Origin of the sequence: Rickettsia felis URRWXCal2 (assembly GCA_000012145.1) — a bacterium.
Taxonomy (GTDB): Bacteria; Pseudomonadota; Alphaproteobacteria; order Rickettsiales; family Rickettsiaceae; genus Rickettsia; species Rickettsia felis.
The window spans coordinates 912675-933760 of sequence record CP000053.1; the positions used below are offsets into that span (position 1 = coordinate 912675).

Consider the following 21086-nt stretch of genomic DNA (forward strand, 5'->3'; position numbering starts at 1 on the left):
AAATATTTTCCACCTGAAGAAAGTTTAGTAGATAAATTAATCGCTGAACGTAGAAATGAAGCAAAGAATGAATAATATAAAATGTCCTGCTTTAAGCTTTGTTGCATGGCTCCTATGTCATTCCCGCCTATGCGGGAATGACATAAAGTGCTTCTTTTTTTCAAACCATATAATAATTTAACAAACAACAATGGCACGTAATAAAATAAATAATGACAAAAACATAGCTGCTAACGAAGAAGCAGATATTCCTATCCCAAGGGTTTTACCTTCAAATGTTCAAGCAGAACAAATGCTACTTGGAGCAATTCTAACTAATAATGAATTACTTAGTTATGTATCGGAATTTTTGCGTAGTGAACATTTTTTCGAACCTATTCATCAAAAAATCTATAACGCAATTGAAAAAATTACCGAAAAAGGTTTGATAGCTACACCTATTACTTTACGTAGTATGTTAACTCAAGATGAACTATTTCAAGAAATAGAAGGAGCGGAATATTTAGCAAAATTGATAACTATGTCAATGATGGTAATAAATCCGGTTGATTACGGTAAAATAATATATGATTTAGCAATAAAGCGTAATTTAATCAATATCGGTGAAGAAGTAGTAAACGACGCTTATAACTCCTCATTAGAGATTGAAGCAAGAGAACAGATTGAACATGCCGAGGCTAAACTTTACGATTTAGCTAGCGAAAGCCTAAATGAAAAGAGTTTTACCAGAATCGGTATTCCTATTTCGGAATCCCTTGCTAGCATCAATAGAGCTATGAAAAATAACGATCACGTAATCGGTATATCTACAGGTTTACTTGATCTAGATAATAAATTATTCGGCTTTCATAATTCCGATCTTTTAATTCTCGCAGGACGTCCATCGATGGGTAAAACAGCATTTGCTATAAATCTTGCACTTAACGCCTGTAATAATATGCGTCTTAAAAATATTAGGGATAATCAGGAAATTCAGTCGGTAGGTTTTTTCTCCTTAGAAATGTCCTCAGAACAGCTAACCACACGTCTACTTTCAATGTGTGCAGAAATTGATTCTACTTCTCTTCGTACGGGGATTCTAGGTGAAGAAAAATATAACCGTCTTCGCAAAGAAGCAAATACTTTATCGGAATTACAATTTTTTATCGATGATACCCCTGCTCTATCTATTTCCGCTATAAGAACAAGAGCTAGAAGAATGAAACGTAAACATAATCTCGGTATATTATTTATCGATTATTTACAATTAATTAGAGGAGTAAGTAAATCTGAAAATAGAGTTAGCGAGATTTCAGAAATAACCCAAGGTTTAAAGGCAATAGCAAAAGAGTTAAATATTCCAGTTATTGCGTTATCTCAGCTTTCAAGAGCGGTAGAACTACGTGAGGATAAAAAACCTATGCTATCCGACCTTAGAGAATCAGGAACTATAGAACAGGATGCTGATATAGTAATGTTTATTTATCGTGAAGAATATTATTTAACAAGAAAAGAACCGGCAGCAGGCGATGCTAAACATGCCGAATGGTTAGATAAGCTCAATAAAGTATATAATATTGCCGATATAATTGTTGCAAAACATCGTAACGGACCGGTTGGAAATGTTCCGCTTTATTATGATAGTCAATTTTCTAAATTTGGTAATTTGGAGAAAAGAACTTTTAGTTCTAATTAAATCAGAATTACTTTAACGTCATTATTGCGTGGACACCAAGCCGTCATTGCGAGCGAACGTTAGTGAGCGTGGCAATCTCAGGAATGTTTCCCGAGATTGCTTCGTCAGTTACTTCGTAACTTCCTCGCAATGACGACGTTTGTCGTTTATTTTTTTCTACCCATTTTATTGCTTTATCAAGCACCTCATTATTATTGTCCCTATAAAGCCACATCTCATTATCAGGAATGAACTTACCGGCATATTTCTTTCCTAAGGATATTTGCCCGTTATTCCCTGCTTGCTTGATTGTCTTTGTATTATTTTCTATTATCATAATTCCTATTTTTCAATATTACTATATATTATTTAGCTAATATATTAACAAGTTCATAGCCCATTATAAGCATTCCAATAATTACGCATATAATAATTAGATATTGTTTTTGCAATTCAGGATAATAAAAATTCTTTATCTTTGCTTTATATAACAGATAAACCGGTAATAAAATTACAATTATTACAAGAATCATACCGGCAAACCCTAAAATTGTAATAAAAGCATTAGGTACTACTACTGCTACAATATAGGCCGGTAATATAGTAACAATAGCGGCGGTCATATTACGACTTACTACATTCGGTATCGAATTCATAAACATAGTTTTAAGAGAATCACATAGCCCTACTCCTACTCCGAGTATTGAGGTAGCGATAGCAAGAGTTGAAATTATCCAAACTAATAATTGTACGAACTGCCATTTTGCTATATTACTTAATTCCTTAATTAAATCTCCGACTTCTACATTACCTGTAATCATTTGTTGGTAAAATGTTGGATTATTATGATGTACTACAATAAGAATACTACAAGTCCAAATTATATATACTATTGCAGGAATTAAGCTGCCAAATAAAAACGCCGTCTTTAGCATTTTAGCATCTTTGTTACAATAATTAGTTAAGGTATGGAAGATTACTTGGAAACCAAATGAAGTAAAAACTACCGGAGTTACTACGCCCCATATAGATATTTCTTTATAATTTGGTGAGAATAAAGGTAAATTATCCCACTGAATCATGGAAACAAGTCCAATAACTAAAATTGCAATTATTATAAGCAACCCGATAAATAGTACTCGATTTATATAATCTACTAACTTTAGAGGTAATAATAATATTAGAATGCTAATAATAACATACCATGCTCCTATATCAGTTATACTTGTATCTAAAGCTAATAACTTCTGTAATATTGAAGAGCCTCCATATATAAATACTGCAAGTAAAGCATATGAAAGGAGCTTAAGGCTTACCGTACCAATGATTTGAGCAGTATGTCCTGAAAAATATTTTCCAAGTGTCCCAAGTGTTAAGCCTTTACCCGCTTGAAGATTAAGCTCCAAGTTAATTAAAGAAGTATAATACATTATAAACCAAATTATAAACATCAATATTATACTAGGTATTATACCTAATTTTGCTAATACCATAGGCAGTGCTATCATACCGCTACCTATACAAGTACCTGAAATTAACAGGATTGAACCAATAAGTTTTTGCATAATTTAATGAAGTTTAGATTAAAGAAAAAAGTATGTAATTTTTGCTAAAAAGAAAATCAGCTAAAAAAAGAAGATAAGATTTTAAAGGAAAAAGTTTTGATAAGTAAAATTAACATTCGTATAATTTTGTTAAAGTATATGTAATGATATAATATAATTATATTAATAATTTATGTCAAATTATTAATATTGCTTTTTAAGGGTATTTTTGTATGTTTTTATTAGACAGCTTTCTAAATAACCTCTAGAAGCCGGTTTAGAAAGATGTCTATGAAATTTACTATATTTAAAAATGCAGAGATTAGCCAAAATAATTAGTAATGCAGGAATATGTTCTAGGCGTGATGCTGAAAAGCTGATACTCGAAGGGCAAGTAAAAGTAGACGGCATTACAATTTTATCACCGGCTACAAATGTTGATATTAGTAATCAAATTGAAGTATCAGGCATATTAATCAATCAATCGCAAAAACCAAGGCTTTGGATTTATTACAAGCCTGTCGGTTTAATTACCACTCACAAAGATCCCTTATCTCGTAAAACGGTATTTGAGCAGCTAACCGGCTTACCTCGTGTTATTTCAATAGGTAGGCTAGATTTAAATAGCGAAGGTTTGTTATTACTAACTAATAGCGGTGACTTAGCTCGTCAGTTTGAGCTACCCTCAAATAGGTTAAAGCGAGTATATCATGTTAGAGCATATGGAAAGTCTGATATTCTACTAAAAAGCGATTATAAAAATTTAGAAATTGACGGGATATTTTATAATCCTCATTCGATAAAATTATTTAAGCAAAATAAGAGTAATTCTTGGTTTGAAGTAGTTTTATTTGAAGGAAAAAATCGGGAAATTAGAAGAATATTCGAGTATTTTGGACTAAAAGTTAACAAATTAATTAGGATTCAATATGGTAGTTTTACAATAGATAATCTAAAACCCGGAGCTTATAAAGAAATAAATAATAAAATACTGGAAAAATAATTAGTAATGTGTTATTATTAACGCATTTTAACTAATCATATAGAAAACATATGACAAATCTTAATATATATAAATGTGAAGAAAAAGACTTAAACGATTATCTTGGTTATATAAAAGATAACCCTAGTGTCTCATTAAATGATTTTATCAAAAATAAATATTTCGCTGAAGATAATGATAAAATTATTATTACTAGCTTAGAAAATATGGAAATTAACGCAGATTTAGTCAATGCTAATTTCCAAGGTACAATATTAACAGATGCCGTATTTAATAATTGTGACTTAACAAATACCATATTATGTGATTCAGATTTAACAAATGTAAAATTTAATGATTGTACATTTATCGGTACCGACTTTAGAGGAGCAAATCTTCATTACACAGACTTTAATTATAAAGATTATGATTATGATAACTATAAAATCCCCAATCTAAAAGATAAAATACGAGATATAAAACTATCTTTTTCAGATCTTGAAAGATTAAATAAATATATAGATAAGGATTTAGAAAAAGAACGCATTAAAGAAGTAGTTATAGATGAAACTACAAATAAAAAGAAATATATTCTAGCTACGGAAGACGAAGAAACTTTACATACAGTTAAATCAAAAGAGCTAAAGACTAAGCAAGAAGAGTTAGAAACTCTAAAGCAAAACCTAGATAATCCTGGGATTGCTACCAATCTTTTAAATGCTTTTTGGAATAGTGCAGAAACTATTGCTCAAAACCGACAAAACGAATTAGAAAAAATCAACAAGTTACAGCATGAAGTAAATAAATTAGAAACTGAAATATATGCTTTAGATAACCTTAGAATGTTCTGCGGTAACGGTCTTGCAGATATTTTTGAGCAGCTAAAAAATGAAAAAATACAAATAAAACTAGACCCATCATATATTATAGGTTCGACTGCCAAAGAGCGTGATATACCGAAAGAATATATAAAATTAACTTCTGCCGAATTTGATCTATATTTAGCTGAAGCAGCAAAACAATCTGACACAAAATTATCTCTTACCGAATTTGTTAGAAAGCAAAAAAATCTTTCAGAAGATTTAAATATAGTTCCTGATCTTTCAGAAATTAATTTATTGGGTAGAACTCTTACTAATCTTAACCTGAAGAATACATTATTTGTTGCAGCTAATTTAGAAAATGTTAATATCTCAAATTGTAATTTAGATTTTGCTAATTTTGAAGGAGCTAATTTACAAAATGCCGTTTTTCAAAATGTTAACGCTCGTAACGCAGGATTTCTTTTTGCTGATCTTAAAAATAGTAAAATTGAAAATAGTGATATGTCGAGAGCTTACATGCCTAAAGTAGATTTATCTGAAGCAGAAGTAACAAATAGCAAATTTAATGCTGTTATGATGGTTAATGCCGATGCTGAAAAGTTAATTATTAAAGATTCAGAATGGAAAAACTCTAATCTTACCGGTATATCACTTGCTTATGCAGATATGCAAAGAGTTCAAATGCAGGGGGTAGTTTTAAATAATGCACTTCTAGATCAAGCAAATATCGTTTCTACTGATCTTGAAAATGCTTTTATGAATAATGCACGTGCGTTAGAAGCAAAATTCAAAGAACAATGTAACATGCAAGGCATAACTGCAAGGAATGCCTATTTTAGCGATGCTGAATTTGAAAATATACTATCTTTAAAAGAAGCTGACTTAAGAGAAGCTATAATGCAGCGTGTTAAACTTAAGAACGCTGATTTAACAAAAGCAAAGCTTGATAAAGCAAATCTTGAATATGCCGATCTTACAAACGCTACGCTTACTAATGCAACTGCACAATTTGCTAAGTTAAGTAATGCTACTTTAGAAAAAGCAGAAGCTGAAGGATTAAATATTTCTGATGCTATTGCTAAAAATATTAATGCTCAGGAAGCTAACTTTAAAAATGCAATTATGCAGCGTGCCGATCTTACTAAAGCTGATTTCACTAAAGCGGTGCTTGAAAATGCCGATATGCAAGCAGTAGAAGCAGCCGAGGCTATATTTAAAGAAGCAAATCTAAAACAAGCAAATCTAAAAGCAGCAAATCTAGCTGGAATTAATAAAGAAGGAGCAGATTTTGATAAAGCAAAAATCAACGACGCTACAAAGATGCATGATACTAAAGGTGAGGCTAAAGGGAATTTAGATCATCAAGATAAAGACGGTAAAAAAACATCTGTCAATGTTAACGAACATGCTAAATTACAAGATAAAATTCATGCAAGAGAAAAAAGCGGTTGGTTTCTGAAAACCGGAGTAGGACAGTTTTGTACAAAAATTGCTAAAACTACTACATCAGGAATTAGCAGCGTAACAAATTTTTTAGCAAGTAAGAAATTTTTAGTAGGGTTTGCCGTAGTAGCAGGTCTTGCAGTAGCAGCTGCACCTTTTGTAGCAATGCCTGTATTATTGGTCACCGGCTCGGCCCTTGCTACTAAAGCTGTTATTCTAGGAGCAGGTATTTTAGCTGGAGGTCTAGTCGCTACCGGAACTTATAAACTTACTCAAAAACCTTTACGCAATCTTCAGAAATCATTTGAAAATTTGACTAGCAGTATAGATAAATATATCTCACCACCTCCTGAAAATATTGATGAATTAGTAACAGAAAAACAACAAGCAAGGCAAAAAGCTGAAACAGAAAAATCTAAAGAAAGGGAAGAAAATTTAAATAATGTAAATAATAATATTGATAAAGCTAAAGAACAAGATATTTTAAAACAAGCACAAAATAATTTAAACCAGGAAACGCCAAAAGTAGAAATAAAAGAAAAGAAAGATAAAACTGTAGAAAAACAACAAACAGAGCCTGGTAAATTTGTAGCAAAATTTAAGCCTAACACTAAAGGCAAAGGATTTGTCGAAAAAATAAAAGACAAAAAAAAAACAAATTCAACAAAAGAAGCATATAACTAAATAAGTGTTAAAAATAATATCCGGTAAATATAGAAACCAAATTATACCTACCGCTAAAAATATCAAATATCGACCTTCCACCGGTAAGCTCAAAGAGGCAATATTTAGTATATTAACCTCCGGTGAGTTTACCGGTAATAAATTATTTAACGAAAATACCCACATTCTCGATTTATTTGCCGGTAGCGGTAGCCTTGCTTTTGAAAGCCTATCAAGAGGAGCAGGCTTTGCTACCTTAATTGATATTGATACATCCTCATTAAAAATAGCAGAAGGATTTGCTAAATCTCTAAACATTGAAAACAATGTTAATTTGGTTAATATTAATGCTTTAAATCTACCGAAAGCAAATGAATCATTTGATCTTGTATTTATAGACCCCCCTTATCATAAAGATATAGTAACTAAAGTAATGAAATTGCTGATAAAAAATAACTGGCTTAGAGACGGTACTATCATAGTTATTGAGATGGCTAAAACAGATAATTATGTTTTAGATGAAAATATTGAAATTTTATGTGAAAAACTATATGGTAAGAGTAAGCTGTTGGTTTTAAGATTTACTGTCATTCCTGCGAAAGCAGGAATCCAGTAAGAAATATATAAAAACTTATTTTTTATATATTTACTTAGTCAAGGATGTAATAATTAAGACTATTTTTGTGGATTCCTGCTTTCGCAGGAATGACATAGGAACGCTTCTGAATCATAGCTTAAAAACATGACCAAAGACAAGAAGCATTATATCTGTTCTAACTGTGGAAATACTAGTCCTAAATGGTCGGGGCAGTGCTTTGACTGCGGTGTATGGGGTAGTATTGTCGAAGAGATAGTAAGCACGAATAAAGCAATTGTTAAAACAGGTAGCAAACAAGATTTCGATAAGCTTTCAGGTCACGTAGCCGAACAGTTACGCATCCCTACCCCTATAGGTGAATTAAATAGAGTACTAGGTGGCGGTTTGGTGCTTGGTTCTGCTATATTAATAGGAGGAGACCCTGGCATAGGCAAATCTACTTTGTTACTACAACTAGCAGCAAGTAACTTTGCATCAAAGATGAATTGCTTATATATAACGGGCGAAGAATCATTAGACCAAATAAAATTAAGGGCCATAAGGTTAAATCTAACTAACTATAATACCGATATTTTAGCAGCCACTAATTTGGAAGATATTATTGCGAGTATAGAAGCTAATAAAAATAATATTGATTTAGTAGTGATTGATTCTATTCAAACAATTACCACAAAAGAATTATCCTCGCCTCCAGGCACTGTTTCACAAATTCGTATATGTGCAAATGAACTTGTTAATTATGCTAAGCAAAACAATATAATTATTTTACTAAGCTGTCACGTAACTAAAGACGGTCAGCTAGCAGGTCCTAAGATACTTGAGCATTTAGTTGATACCGTGCTATATTTCGAGGGAGATCATAATAATCATTTCCGTATTTTACGTTCATATAAAAATCGTTTTGGCGGTGTGGGTGAAATAGGAGTATTTGAGATGTGCGGCAGCGGGCTTATTGAAGTAACAAACCCGTCTGAACTATTTTTGATGAAGCGAGAGCAGAACGTTATAGGTACGTCTATTTTTGCAGGAATTGAAGGCTCAAGACCGTTACTTATGGAAGTACAAGCCCTCATAGTACCTTCAAATATGGTAACTCCTAGACGCTCTGCGGTGGGCTGGGACGCTAATAGATTATCAATGATACTTGCCGTGCTTAGTAGTAGGATAGGACTTAATCTTGCTAATTATGAAGTATATTTAAGCATCGCTGGAGGGCTTAAAATTGCCGATCCTGCTTCGGACCTTGCAGTAGCAGCGAGCTTAATATCTGCCGCAACCGGCAAACCTGTACCCGAACATAGCGTCTTCTTCGGCGAAATAAGCTTATCGGGTGAGATAAGAAAAACTGCAAAAGCAGAAACAAGAATAAAAGAAGCCGTAAAGCTTGGATTTAATAAGATTATCTGCTCTAAACTTGAGAATTTAACGTATGACTTTATATCTTCCGTCTCACATTTAAAGGATTTAAAAGAGATAATTAGATGAAAAAAAAATATAAAAATACTTTAGTTTATGAGGTAAGAAATTTGGAAGAAGCACGAAATTTTTTATCTTCTGAAAAAGGAAAATTTGTGTTAACTACTCCAAGCGGAAGCGTGAAATATTATGGTATACTAGTAATTGATCAAATGCTTAAAGCTTTAAGCATAGAATTTCCGGAAAAAGTTGTAGATATTATTGCAGATGTAGGTGATGACCATCCTGCTTTATTTACTGCAATCAAACTAGGATACAATAATATAGTATATACAGGGGATTCTAAGGAAGCTAAGGGGTTGTTTTGCAAAACCAAAACCGTCATTGCGAGCGATCTTTGAACGCGTGGCAATCTCAAGAATTTTCCCGAGATTGCTTCGTCAATTTACTATTGTAAATTTCCTCGCAATGACAAAAATTTAATAAAAAACTATGAATATCAAAGATGTAGGAGTAATAATTGCTAAAAAACCTTTAAAAGAAAATACATTTATTATTACGGTTTTTACTAAAAATCATGGTTTATATTCGGGAGTTGTAAAAGAATCTTCTAAAAAAAGCAAATTTATATATCAAGAAGGAAATATTGTAGATTTTCTTTGGCAGGCAAGACTACACGAACATATCGGCATGGCTAAATGCGAACTCATCAAATCTTACACTGGTTATTTTATCATAAATAAAGCTAAATTATATGCCTTTAATTCCGTTATATCTTTAATCAAAGAGTTATTTCATGAAAGAGAAGAACATTCTAATTTTTTTTCATTTCTAATTAACTATTTAGATAATTTATCAAAGAATTTTTGTTTTCGTGATTATATTAATTTTGAGCTAGCTTTACTTGCCGAGACGGGTTATAAGCTTGATCTTACCAAGTGCGGCGTGACTCATGTTACAACTGATTTAAACTATGTATCACCTAAATCAGCTAGAGCACTATCATATGAAGTAGGGAAACCTTACAAAGATAAATTATTGATTTTACCAAAATTTTTACTTTCAGATGATAGTGAGATTACATTAGAAGAAAAAAGACAAGCTTCAACCTTAACAAACTATTTTTTTAATAGGTATTTGTTTCATAATAATAGACAGGCTGAAGCACGCCAAATTTTTATGGAGTATATTTTAAATAATTCTTAGAGGCTATATTTTTACTTTTATTTTTCTTTTTTAATGATATACTTATTTAAGTAATTACTTAAATAAGTACGTAATATGACTAGACTAAGCATAGATATACCAAACGAATTACATCATTTTCTTAAAGTTCATACTGCACATAAAAATGATACTATTATGAATTTTGTAAGAGAAGCGATATATCATAAAATAGAACAGGAAAAAGAATTAAATGCAGAATCAATTAAAATATTAGAAGAATCAGCAAAAGGTTTAAATATTAATAAATATTCTTCATATAAAGAAATGTATAAAAAACTTAATTTAATATGATTTTGCAAACTTCTGGTATTTTATTCTATGTCATTCCCGCGAAAGCGGGAATCCAGTTGAGTAAAGCTTCTTAAAAGCTTTACTCAAAAAGAAAACAATATAATAAAAAGACTTTTTTAGCCTAGATTCCTGCTTTCGCAGGAATGACACAAGAGATTTTTTAAAAATTTTCCGGTACACTCGGCACCCATAGTGACTTATTCAAATAATAACCTATGAAAATACTAGCATTTGACACAGCCAATAATACTGCATCGGTAGCAATATCCGAAAATGAGAATATTCTGGCATATATAGAAGAATTACGCTCTTCCACGCAAGCAGAGAATCTCATGCCTATGATAGAAGACGTGATGAAATCGGCTAAATGTTCATATGATGATCTAGATTATTTAGCGGTAACTCTAGGTCCTGGTAGCTTTACAGGTATTAGGATAGGACTTGCTAGTGCTAAAGGTATATTATTTGCCAAGGAAAATATTAAAGCAGTAGCGGTTAGCAATTTTGAATATGCTTACTTTAGAGCCATAACTCAAGTTAAAGATTATGATAAAATATATGTCTTTTTAAACGCTTATCGCTCACAGCTTTATATGCAAGTTTTTCATAAATCAGGAGAAATAGAAGAGCCGTTATTGATAGATTTCGAGTATGCTATAAAACTGCTTGCAAATGAGAAAGGGAATATAGTTTGCTGCGGTAGTGGGCTTGAATTTATATATCACCAAATTATACATTTACCGAATATAATAACCTTGCCACGTTTTGCACGAGTTAAAGCATGGGTTATTTGTAGATATATTGCTAGTAGATTATCGAGCTGTATGAAGTTAAATAGCTCTATCGAACCGTTATATATACGCCCACCTGATGCTAAAATAGCAATAAATTACGTCATTCCTAGTTAAAAGCAACATTGTTGCATGGCTCAGTTTTTTTGTCATCCCGTGGACAAGCCACGGTATGACACCCAGTAGGTTTTTTGATCCATGCAACAAAACTGCTAAAAACAGGAATCCATTTTTTTGTCTACCATAAGATAGGTTGACATAAGAGCTTTATTATAAATATACTACATGATCTTCATAATCAAAGAATCCAAAATCATTACCTGATACTTCTATTTCATCTTCATAATCAGAGAACCCGGAATCACTATCAGATACTTCATCTGATTCTTGCTTTGCACACTTCTTGTTATATATAAGGGTTATTATTTGTTGAACTAACGATCCTGATAAACTATGACTATCAACAATTCTTTCTAAATCCTCATCCGAAGTATTATTAATTAATTTTGCCAATTTTTCATATGTAATCTTAATTTTATCTAATTCACTATCAGGCGTATTTATAATTTCTTCTAATAATTGTTGATTTTCAAGCTGCTCTACAACCTCTTCACCATGAATTAAGATCATTATTTGTTTAAATTTTTCTTCAGGTAATAAAGATGATATCTCTGACAATGTCTTTGATAAGTTTTGATCTGATATACTATCGACGATTCTTTCTAAATCTTCATCTAAGGCGGTATTAATTATCACTGCTAATTTATCATTTGGAATACTATCAATTATTCTTTCTAAACTTTCATTTGGAATAATATCAAGCTTTTCTGCAAATTTTTCTTCTCCTGCTAAAATAATTATGTTTTCAAGCGATTCATCAGAAATATCCTCATTTGATAATTTTTTTAGTTTCTGCTCGGTAAGTTCTTCTAAAGAAAGATTATTAGGGTTTTCATTAAATAATTTATCCAACTTATCTTGTGTAATTAAATCTATTACTTTTTCAAGATGCCAAGGCAAAATATAATTAACTAATTTTTGTGCTTGCTCATCGGAAATATTATTAATTAATTCTGCCAATTTTTCATATGTCATCTTTTCAAACACTTCATCTAATTCATTTTCAGGCGTGTTTAAAATTTCTTCTACTAACTCATTATCAGAAAGAGTTTCAAGTTGATCTAAGAGATTAAATGTTTCTTCAGCTTCATTATTTAAATAAGAAAAAACTTTATTACTCACAAGATTAAAAGTTTCAGCAACTTTAGAAGAAAGAATACTAGATGTATTTTTTATAATATTAAAACTCTTTACTCCAAAATCATAAACTGTTTTTAATGATGAACTAAATGTACTGAAAAAGCCTTTACTTTCAGCTGTGTTAGTTACTTTTTCGCTACCATCAAGCTCATTCATAATATCAGTATATTTAATTTGAGAGATGCCTAGAGTATCTTTATACCCCCCAATTTTTAATTCTTCATTTGAACGATAATTAAATTCATCGTTAGCAAGATAAGAGGCTGGCTTTGGATAAGTATTATGTGGGATTAAATTTTGTAACTTATTAAAAATTGATGTTATTGCCATAATTCTTCCTCATTTCTTATTATAATAATCAGCGTTGCATTATAACAGAAATTATGAGGAGGTCAAGATAAAGGCTAATAATTATTAACTTTTTTATTATATTTTGCTTAAAATTGATTAATTTATCAAAGAGGGATATTCTACTAAATGTTATTCCTGCGTAGGTGGGAAGGTCTTATTGCGTGGACTAGTAAAACCCACTGTGTCACCTAGTTCGCTTGCTAACTAGGTCCATAAAAACAATAAAAAATACTAATAATTTTAGTACTTTTAACTGGATCCCGTGGAAGGGCCATGGGATGACAGAGCTAAAACTGATCCACGCAACAATGCCACGTGAGTACCGCAGTACTTGTAGGATGACGTAGCCAATTTTTGAAGTTGATTTTCGTATATACTCAAATGATTTCAAGAATTGAATTTTATTTTGAAAGGTGAGCACCCGCAGCCTATACTTAATAGGTGAGGATGCGAATCCTTGATAAAATGAAAGAGCAATTCTTGAAAGCAGCAGAGTATATTATAATTGTCTCTGTTCTTGAACTAGCTCAAAAACTTCAACTGTGTCTCCTTCTCTAATATCTTCGTAATTTTCAAATGCTATACCACACTCATATCCTTCTCTAACTTCTTTAACTTCATCTTTAAAGCGTTTTAAAGTTTTGAGTTTTCCTTCATGAATGACTACATTATCACGTAATAAGCGTACGCCCGCTCCTTTCTTAATAATCCCTTTAGTTACATAGCTACCGGCTATTTTACCGACTTTGGTAATATTGAATATTTGTCTAATTTCTACGCTTCCGATATATTGCTCTCTAACGATCGGATCAAGCATACCGCTCATAATGGCTTTTACGTCATCAATTAAATTATATATTATACTATAATATCTAATATCGACTTTTTCTTTTTCTGCGGCAGTTAAAGCATTTGCCCCTGCTCTAACGTTAAAGCCGACAATAATAGCTGAAGAAGCATGTGCAAGAGATACATCGGATTCCGTTATCGGACCTACGCCGCTATGAAGTATACGAAGCTTTATTTCATCACTCGGTAATTTTAATAAGCTACCTGAAATAGCTTCAACCGACCCTTGGACATCACCTTTAATAATTAAAGGTAATTCCTTAATTTTACTATTACCGGAAGCTTTTAAAAACAAATCCTCTAAACTTGAACGCGGTGCAATAGATATTTTCTTTTCTTTAGCAAGACGCATTCTATATTCGGCTATATCTTTTGCTTGTTTCTCATTTTGTACTACGTTAAATTTATCACCGGCAAAAGGTACTTCATTTAAACCTTGAATTTCTACAGGAACAGACGGTGTTGCTTCCACTATTTCTAATCCCTTATCATTAGTCATCTTTTTAACTTTACCGTAAGAGCTACCTGCTATTATAATATCACCGTTTCTTAAAGTACCTCGCTGAACTAATATAGTGGTTAGCGTTCCTCTTCCTTTTTCGATTTTTGACTCGATTACAACACCGGCAGCCGAACCGAAAGGACTCGCTTTTAAATCCTGCATTTCTGCAATTAATAAAATTGCTTCTTCAAGTTTATCTAAGTTAATTTTCTTTAGTGCCGAGATAGGAATAACCATAACGTCACCCCCTGCCTCTTCACCTATAATTTCGTGGACATATAATTCGTTCTTTACACGCTCAATATCAATATCAGGCTTATCAATCTTATTAATAGCTACAATTATAGGAACGCCCGCTGCTTTTGCGTGATTAATTGCCTCAACCGTTTGCGTTTTGATTCCATCATCTGCTGCGACTACTATAATAACTATATCTGTTACTTTAGCACCTCTTGACCGCATTTCCGAAAAAGCCTCGTGACCCGGAGTATCAATAAAAGTAATCGCTCTATCGTCTGCAATAGTTACTCTATAAGCCCCGATATGCTGGGTAATTCCTCCAGTTTCACTTGCAGCAATATCCGTAGATTTAAGAGCGTCAAGTAATGATGTTTTACCGTGATCTACATGTCCCATTACTGTAACAACCGGAGCACGCGTTCTCAAATCTTCAACCTTATCATCACTAATTAAAACATTTTCAACATCCGATTCTTGAACTCTTTTTACCGTATGCCCTAAATTTGTTGCAACTAGTTCCGCCGTATCGGCATCTATTGTTTGGCTGGCATTTGCAAGAATACCGAGCTTCATTAATTCTTTAATTACATCTGCTACTCTTTCAGACATAGCATTTGCAAGATCGCCGACTCCGATAACTTCCGGTATCGTCACTTCTCTATATACTTTCTCAGGTGCTTGTGATACTAATTTACGCTTTTCTTTTTCTCTAGCTCTTTTTATAGAAGCAAGACTTCTAGTTCTACCGCTACCGCTTTCGTCGTCGCCAAGCATATTGAAAAGATCGGCTTTTTTGAATTTTTTCGGTTCTTCTAGCTTAATTTTTGGTGCGACTACTTTATTATCTACTGTTTTATCTAATTCTTTCTCTGATTCTATCCCGTAACGTGTTCGCATTCCTACTAAAGGAGACTTTACAAAAGTTTCTTCTTTCTTTTTAGATGTTTGCGGCTGTATATCTTCGTTATTTTGGACGGTTTTAGCACTAGCTTCTACTTTTTCTTCTTCGGCATTTTGCTGTTTTTGTTCAACTTCAGTTTCTAGCGTTTCTATTTTTGAGTTAGCAGACTGGTTAATACTTGCAAGTTTACTTAAAGTGCTTATTTGTGAAGGGTCATTTAATTTAGATTGCTCAGCAGCTTTTTTAAGAATAGATAAACGTCTGTTAAATTCTTCCTTATTAGCATCAATAGCAGTTTGATCTAAGCTATTTCTTTCTTTATTTAATGAAAGGGTAGTAGTACTACCGGTAGAGCTTTTTCTAACTTCTACTAGCGTTTTAGATTTAGCATTAACAAAGCTTTGAGCTCCTGTAAGAGAGTCAAAAGACTTATTAAGCGATAATTTTGAATTGCCAAGTGTCAACTTTTTGGGTTTGATTTCCTGGTTATCCGTCATATTTAAAACCTTTGTGTTTCTATTTTTCGTCTATTACGAAGAAAAACTAATTGTATAATCCCGTATACCAACGTAATTCCCGTAGGACCTTGCCTGCGTGGATCAATTTTCCGTCATTGCGAGGAGGCTTTGTTGCATGGACCGGTAAATGCTCTTTATGTCATTCCTGCGAAAGCAGGAATCCAGAAAAAATAGTCTTAATATTGACAAAATAAACCTAAAAAAACAAGTTTTTTGTCGGTTTTACTGGATTCCTGCTTTCGCAGGAATGACATATACACCCTTTACTAACTATCCTTTAATTTACCATGCTGTCTAGCAGTTTTAATCAGCAATTTAATATTTTCGTCCGTTATATTAGAATTTGGAGCTAAATTTTTAAATTCATTTACGCTCATCTCTCCTAAATCTTCTATGGTCTTTATACCATATTCGGCAAATTTTAATATTAATTCAAGCGGTAATTCTAATATATCTATTAATTCTTGCTCAACTCCCAGATCCTCTAGCTTTTTGATAATCTTTTCATTTTTAAGGTCGACGTAATTAATAGCTCGATTTTTGATCTCTACGGCTAGTTCTTCCTCAAAGCCTTCGATTCTTGTTAAAGCACTAACTTCACTAGTTGCGATTTGTTCTACCGAATTAAATCCCGTTACCGATAAAAGCTGTCCTATAACTTCTTCAACATCTAAAGCTTCCATAAATAATTCCGTAGAAGTTAAGAATTCTTCGTTTCTTCTTTTTGATTCTTGCTCTTCGGTCATTATATCGATATTCCAACCTGTAAGCTTAGAAGCTAAACGAACATTCTGCCCTCTTCTACCTATTGCAATACTTTGATTTTCTTGCGAAACTACTACTTCTACCTTATGCCTATCCTCATCAATCAAAATTTTTGTAATTTCCCCGGGTGCAAGCGGTGCAAGAGCATTAACTATAAACTGTGCAAGATCATTACTCCATAATACTATATCAATTTTCTCTCCGTTTAACTCATTTGTTATGGCTTTTACTCTATTACCTCTAATACCTACGCATGAGCCTACGGGATCTATACTACTATCCGAAGCAAATACCGCTATTTTTGCTTTTGAACCGGGATCACGTGCTACTGATTTTATTTGAATAATATCTTCAAGAATTTCAGGTACTTCTAGCTTAAATAGCTTAACCAGCATTTGGTTATCTACTCTAGACAAGAAAATCTGCGGTCCTTTTGTTTCTTGCCTTACATCCTGTACATATACTTTTATACGATCATTAGGTTTAAAATTCTCACCCTTAATTAATTGATCTTTTTTTATTATTGCTTCAGCACGACTCAAGTCAACTATTATATCACCGTATTCTATTCTCTTAACTATCCCGTTTATAATTTCGCCTTTTCTATCTTTAAAGTCATGATATTGCTTTTCACGTTCAGCTTCTATAACACGTTGAGTTATAACTTGTTTTGCAGCTTGAGCCGATACTCTAGCATGATCAATAGGCGGTAAATATTCATATATCTCATCACCGATTTTAGCTTCCGGATTCTTTATTAAAGCTTCTTCAAGTGAGATTTGCGTTAAGTAATCTTCTACATCTTCTACTATTTTTAAGATTCTTAAAAGATTTATCTCACCGGTTTTCCTATTTATCTGAGCTTTAATATTATATTCATTACCGTATTTTTTTCGTCCTGCTACTTGTACCGCTTGTTCAACCGTTGAAATCAAAATTTCTTTTGATATTCCTTTCTCACGGGCTACAGAATCTATAATTTGTAAAATTTCTACATTACCTATATTAGACATACATTATCTCTTATTGCTTTAGCAATTTTTTAAATACTTCTTCAGTTAAAACTAGATTGGCATTTTTAATTAAATCATAATCAATTAGTACTTCTTGTTCTTCACATTTTAAATATATTTTATTATTTTTGGCTTTAATTATTTTACCCTGATAACGAGTTTTGCCGTTCAATAATTCTTTAAGTTTGATTTTAACTTCTCTTCCTAAAAATCTATTATAATTTTCAAACTTTACTAACGGACGTTCAAGACCGCTTGATGCTACCTCTAAAGAATATGCATCTTCTATTAAATCTTCAACATCTAGAATAGCAGAGATAGTCCTACTTGCTTTAGTACAATCTTCTACAGATATTTTTTCACCGTTTAAGCTATCAATTAATATCTCGACTACTTTAGGGTTAACACCTTTAAACTTAACAAGAACTAACTCAAACCCCATATCCGTCAAGGATTCTTCTATTACATTTGTTATTTGTTGTTCAATAGTTTGCATATTCGATGTTTATAACAAAAAAGGTGGGATAAACCCACCTATCTATAATTTTTATAATGCTTATCCGTAACGAAAATACACTAATTAGAATATATAAGCAATATTTAACTTTATATTTTTATAAAACTACATATTTATAAATGGGCAAATACTCGATAACCCCTCTTGTCCGCTTAGAGATGGATCATAGTCTCCTCCTGATGAACAAAATTCTTCTATATGAATCTGAGTATACATAACCCCCATTTTCTCTTCTAATATATGTTGCACATGATTGTTAAAAGAATGAGGACCGCAAATTTCATAGGTTTTGCCTTTTAGCATACCTAATAAAAATTCTTCAGCTATTCTACCGGTATGATAATGTATATTATCGTTCTCATTAATATTATTATAACTATCTTGAGTATAAAATTTATCATAGTGAATTTCAGTATCGCATATTGCTGCAATATCAGTTAATTTTTTTACAGCTGCATCTAATTGAAATGTGTCACTGTTTTTATTTTTAGTAGAATGAATAATGTGAATAACGGCAGGAAGCTTAACATTTTCTTCATTTGTTATACTATTAATTCTAGAAATAGAATGACTTTCTCCTGACCCGCCACTGATCAGAACAAGATCTTTATTGTTTTCTATATCCGATTCAATATATGAAGGATGTACTTTTACTAGCTGATTTTCAGAATCAAATAGATAATTTGTTACAGTTCCATTAGGATTTTTCTTTATTAGACATTCATAATAATAACCTTCTTCATCATGACCGGTTTTTATAACTGTAAATTCACTGTATTTTTCTCCTACTTTAACAGTAATAACTTGCCCATGTTTGTGCGGTATTACTTTTTGTTCATTTTGTCTATAAAATTTTATTCTTGCCGTATTTTTATCAGCACTTTCTATTTCGATTTTTATTTTATGACTTTCAAAACTCTCTATATTATACTTTTCTTTTAATTCATCGTATTGCTTCTTTTCGGCACTTACAAAATGCTTTCCTACTATATTTAATATTTCCGTTACCAGCTTGTTACCCTCATCTACATTTGATATAAGCTCTTCAGCAACAGGTTGATATAACTCTGAAGGAATATTACGCCCTACATGTATACCGACAATTTTTGATACCGCATTTTTAAATTTATGATCATTCTCTAATGCTGATTGGATTACTTCTAAAAGATTTACTTCATCTGTTTCACTATATGAACTTACAACCTTTAGAATACTAATGCCGGTAAGATTTAAAAAATTTTTCATTGCATTTGGCTGTATTCCTTTCTCAGGTTTTTCAGTATTAAAACTATTACTATTAAAAAATTCATTTACCACTGCTTCATATTTAGTTGCTAAATTTCCATAAAAATTTAAAGATTTAGTAATATCAAAATTCTTAAATAGCTCAGCAGCTTTTCTTATTTCTTTCACTATAGTTGTTCTAGACATAATAACTCCTTTTTTAATAATATAAATTTGAAATTTGTATAATATGTATTTAAAATACATATTATAGTAACTAGACTTATATAGACGTTTTTTTGTATATTCAAGGTAAAAATAAATAAAATTTTTATGCAGTTAACAAGTTTTACTGACTACGGATTACGTAGCCTTATATATCTTGCTTCAAAACCGGAAAGAGTTTGTAGTGTAAAAGAGATATCAGAGTACTATAATATTTCCCTTAATCATTTAGTAAAAGTGATCCACAAATTAGCACAATTAGGATATATTAATAGTAGTAAAGGAAAAGGAGGAGGAATTAAGCTAGCATTTAGCCCTTCTTCCATGAAGTTGGGAGATATAATAGAAAAATTAGAACCTAATATGGATATAGTAGAATGTTTCAATAAAAATACTAATAGCTGTAGAATTACAAATTCATGCCAATTTAAACATTTTATTAAAGAGGCAAGTGAAGCATTTATAAAAACATTGAATAATTATACATTAGAAGATGCAATGATTACTAAAACAATTCAAATTGAGGATAAAAAATAACCATTTTTTCTTTTTCCGCATATTAAAAACTCCTTATTCCCCTTAGCCCCTAGTATTGGACTTTCTATAATACCAAATATTTTAAAATTATGCTCTTTTTCAAACCAATCTTTGATTTTATCGCATACTTTTTGATGTAAGAGAGGATTTTTAATAATTCCTCCCTGCTCTACTTCATGCTTTTCGACCTCAAACTGCGGTTTTATTAAAGCAATAAGCATGCAATCTTCTTTAGCTAAATTTAGTGGAGTCGGTAATATAGTAGTTAAACTAATAAAGCTGGCATCACAAACAATTAAATCAGGCTTCGTTGTTATTTGCTTATCGGTTAAATATCGTGCATTAGTCTTCTCAAGCACTTTAATTTGTGGATTGTCACGTAATTTAGGATGAAGTTCGCCATAACCGACATCTACGGCAAAAATTAATTTTGCTTTACGCTCAAGTAATACTTCGGTAAAACCGCCGGTGCTACTACCGATATCAATACAAACTAAATTTTCAGGATCAATTTTAAAATAATCCAAAGCAGCAATTAACTTTAATGCTCCTCTTGAAACATAATTATGCTGCGGAAGCTTTACCTTAATGTCGATATCATTTATATTAACCTGTATCCCAGGCTTAATTAACTGCTCATGCTTATTATGTACTTTACCTTGGATAATCAAGCTTCGTGCTATGGTAATATCCGTTACAAGACCTTTGTGCAGTAAATATTCATCAAGCCTTATTTTAGTCATTACTTTTT

17 protein-coding genes and 1 pseudogene are annotated in these 21086 nt (G+C 31.8%); 10 read left to right on the top strand and 8 right to left on the bottom strand.

Features of this window, described 5'->3' with window-relative positions; genetic code table 11:
- Positions 1-190: 190 nt before the first annotated feature.
- Positions 191-1675, top strand: a complete 1485-nt coding sequence (locus RF_RS04620) for a replicative DNA helicase (protein ID WP_011271188.1) — start codon at positions 191-193, stop codon at positions 1673-1675.
- 43 nt (positions 1676-1718) lie between these two features.
- On the opposite strand, the gene RF_RS04625 is transcribed toward RF_RS04620, so the two are convergent.
- Together RF_RS04625 and RF_RS09060 are read right to left on the bottom strand one after the other, a co-directional pair.
- On the bottom strand, positions 1719-1991 hold the full coding sequence (locus tag RF_RS04625; protein WP_011271189.1) for a hypothetical protein: 273 nt from the start codon (positions 1989-1991) through the stop codon (positions 1719-1721).
- A gap of 56 nt (positions 1992-2047) precedes the next feature.
- Positions 2048-3219: pseudogene (locus RF_RS09060) on the bottom strand (amino acid permease); the annotation flags it as partial.
- A 292-nt stretch (positions 3220-3511) separates the two neighbouring features.
- Between RF_RS09060 and RF_RS04635 the strand changes: the two are divergent.
- The 8 genes from RF_RS04635 (at position 3512) to tsaB (ending at position 11550) form a co-directional block, all read left to right on the top strand.
- Complete coding sequence (locus RF_RS04635) at positions 3512-4201, top strand: pseudouridine synthase (protein ID WP_011271191.1); 690 nt, start codon at positions 3512-3514, stop codon at positions 4199-4201.
- A 50-nt stretch (positions 4202-4251) separates the two neighbouring features.
- Entirely contained in the window at positions 4252-7131 is a 2880-nt protein-coding gene (locus tag RF_RS04640; protein ID WP_011271192.1) for a pentapeptide repeat-containing protein, read from the top strand.
- A 4-nt stretch (positions 7132-7135) separates the two neighbouring features.
- On the top strand, positions 7136-7726 hold the full coding sequence (gene rsmD, locus RF_RS04645; RefSeq protein ID WP_011271193.1) for a 16S rRNA (guanine(966)-N(2))-methyltransferase RsmD: 591 nt from the start codon (positions 7136-7138) through the stop codon (positions 7724-7726).
- 126 nt (positions 7727-7852) lie between these two features.
- Positions 7853-9193, top strand: coding sequence for a DNA repair protein RadA (radA, locus tag RF_RS04650; RefSeq protein WP_011271194.1), 1341 nt, complete (start codon positions 7853-7855; stop codon positions 9191-9193).
- Entirely contained in the window at positions 9190-9525 is a 336-nt protein-coding gene (locus RF_RS04655) for a hypothetical protein (RefSeq protein WP_011271195.1), read from the top strand. The genes radA and RF_RS04655 overlap by 4 nt, the downstream gene beginning before the upstream one ends.
- 91 nt (positions 9526-9616) lie before the next feature.
- Positions 9617-10330 carry a DNA repair protein RecO gene (gene recO / locus RF_RS04660; protein WP_011271196.1) on the top strand — a complete coding sequence of 238 codons (714 nt, stop codon included), beginning with the start codon at positions 9617-9619 and terminating at the stop codon, positions 10328-10330.
- Between the two features lie 75 nt (positions 10331-10405).
- Complete coding sequence (locus RF_RS04665) at positions 10406-10642, top strand: hypothetical protein (RefSeq protein ID WP_010422183.1); 237 nt, start codon at positions 10406-10408, stop codon at positions 10640-10642.
- Between the two features lie 215 nt (positions 10643-10857).
- On the top strand, positions 10858-11550 hold the full coding sequence (gene tsaB, locus RF_RS04670) for a tRNA (adenosine(37)-N6)-threonylcarbamoyltransferase complex dimerization subunit type 1 TsaB (protein ID WP_011271197.1): 693 nt from the start codon (positions 10858-10860) through the stop codon (positions 11548-11550).
- 153 nt (positions 11551-11703) lie between these two features.
- Here the strand turns inward: tsaB and srfC are convergent, their stop codons facing one another.
- The 5 genes from srfC to RF_RS11495 all read right to left on the bottom strand — a co-directional run bounded on the left by srfC (position 11704) and on the right by RF_RS11495 (position 19780).
- Positions 11704-13023: an SrfC family effector protein gene (srfC, locus tag RF_RS04675; protein ID WP_011271198.1), complete on the bottom strand. Its 1320-nt coding sequence runs from the start codon at positions 13021-13023 to the stop codon at positions 11704-11706.
- A gap of 520 nt (positions 13024-13543) precedes the next feature.
- On the bottom strand, positions 13544-16033 hold the full coding sequence (gene infB / locus RF_RS04680) for a translation initiation factor IF-2 (RefSeq protein WP_011271199.1): 2490 nt from the start codon (positions 16031-16033) through the stop codon (positions 13544-13546).
- A gap of 287 nt (positions 16034-16320) precedes the next feature.
- Positions 16321-17832 (bottom strand): transcription termination factor NusA, encoded by a 1512-nt coding sequence (gene nusA, locus RF_RS04685; RefSeq protein ID WP_011271200.1) that lies wholly within the window; start codon positions 17830-17832, stop codon positions 16321-16323.
- Positions 17833-17842: 10 nt separating this feature from the next.
- Positions 17843-18328 (bottom strand): ribosome maturation factor RimP, encoded by a 486-nt coding sequence (rimP, locus tag RF_RS04690; protein WP_011271201.1) that lies wholly within the window; start codon positions 18326-18328, stop codon positions 17843-17845.
- Between the two features lie 126 nt (positions 18329-18454).
- Positions 18455-19780, bottom strand: coding sequence for a hypothetical protein (locus tag RF_RS11495; protein WP_231564273.1), 1326 nt, complete (start codon positions 19778-19780; stop codon positions 18455-18457).
- 126 nt (positions 19781-19906) lie between these two features.
- On the opposite strand from RF_RS11495, the gene RF_RS04705 reads away from it, so the two are divergent.
- Positions 19907-20335 carry an Rrf2 family transcriptional regulator gene (locus RF_RS04705; RefSeq protein WP_011271203.1) on the top strand — a complete coding sequence of 143 codons (429 nt, stop codon included), beginning with the start codon at positions 19907-19909 and terminating at the stop codon, positions 20333-20335.
- On the opposite strand, the gene RF_RS04710 is transcribed toward RF_RS04705, so the two are convergent.
- Positions 20314-21078: a TlyA family RNA methyltransferase gene (locus tag RF_RS04710; RefSeq protein ID WP_011271204.1), complete on the bottom strand. Its 765-nt coding sequence runs from the start codon at positions 21076-21078 to the stop codon at positions 20314-20316. The two genes, RF_RS04705 and RF_RS04710, sit on opposite strands and share 22 nt — an antisense overlap.
- Positions 21079-21086: the final 8 nt, after the last annotated feature.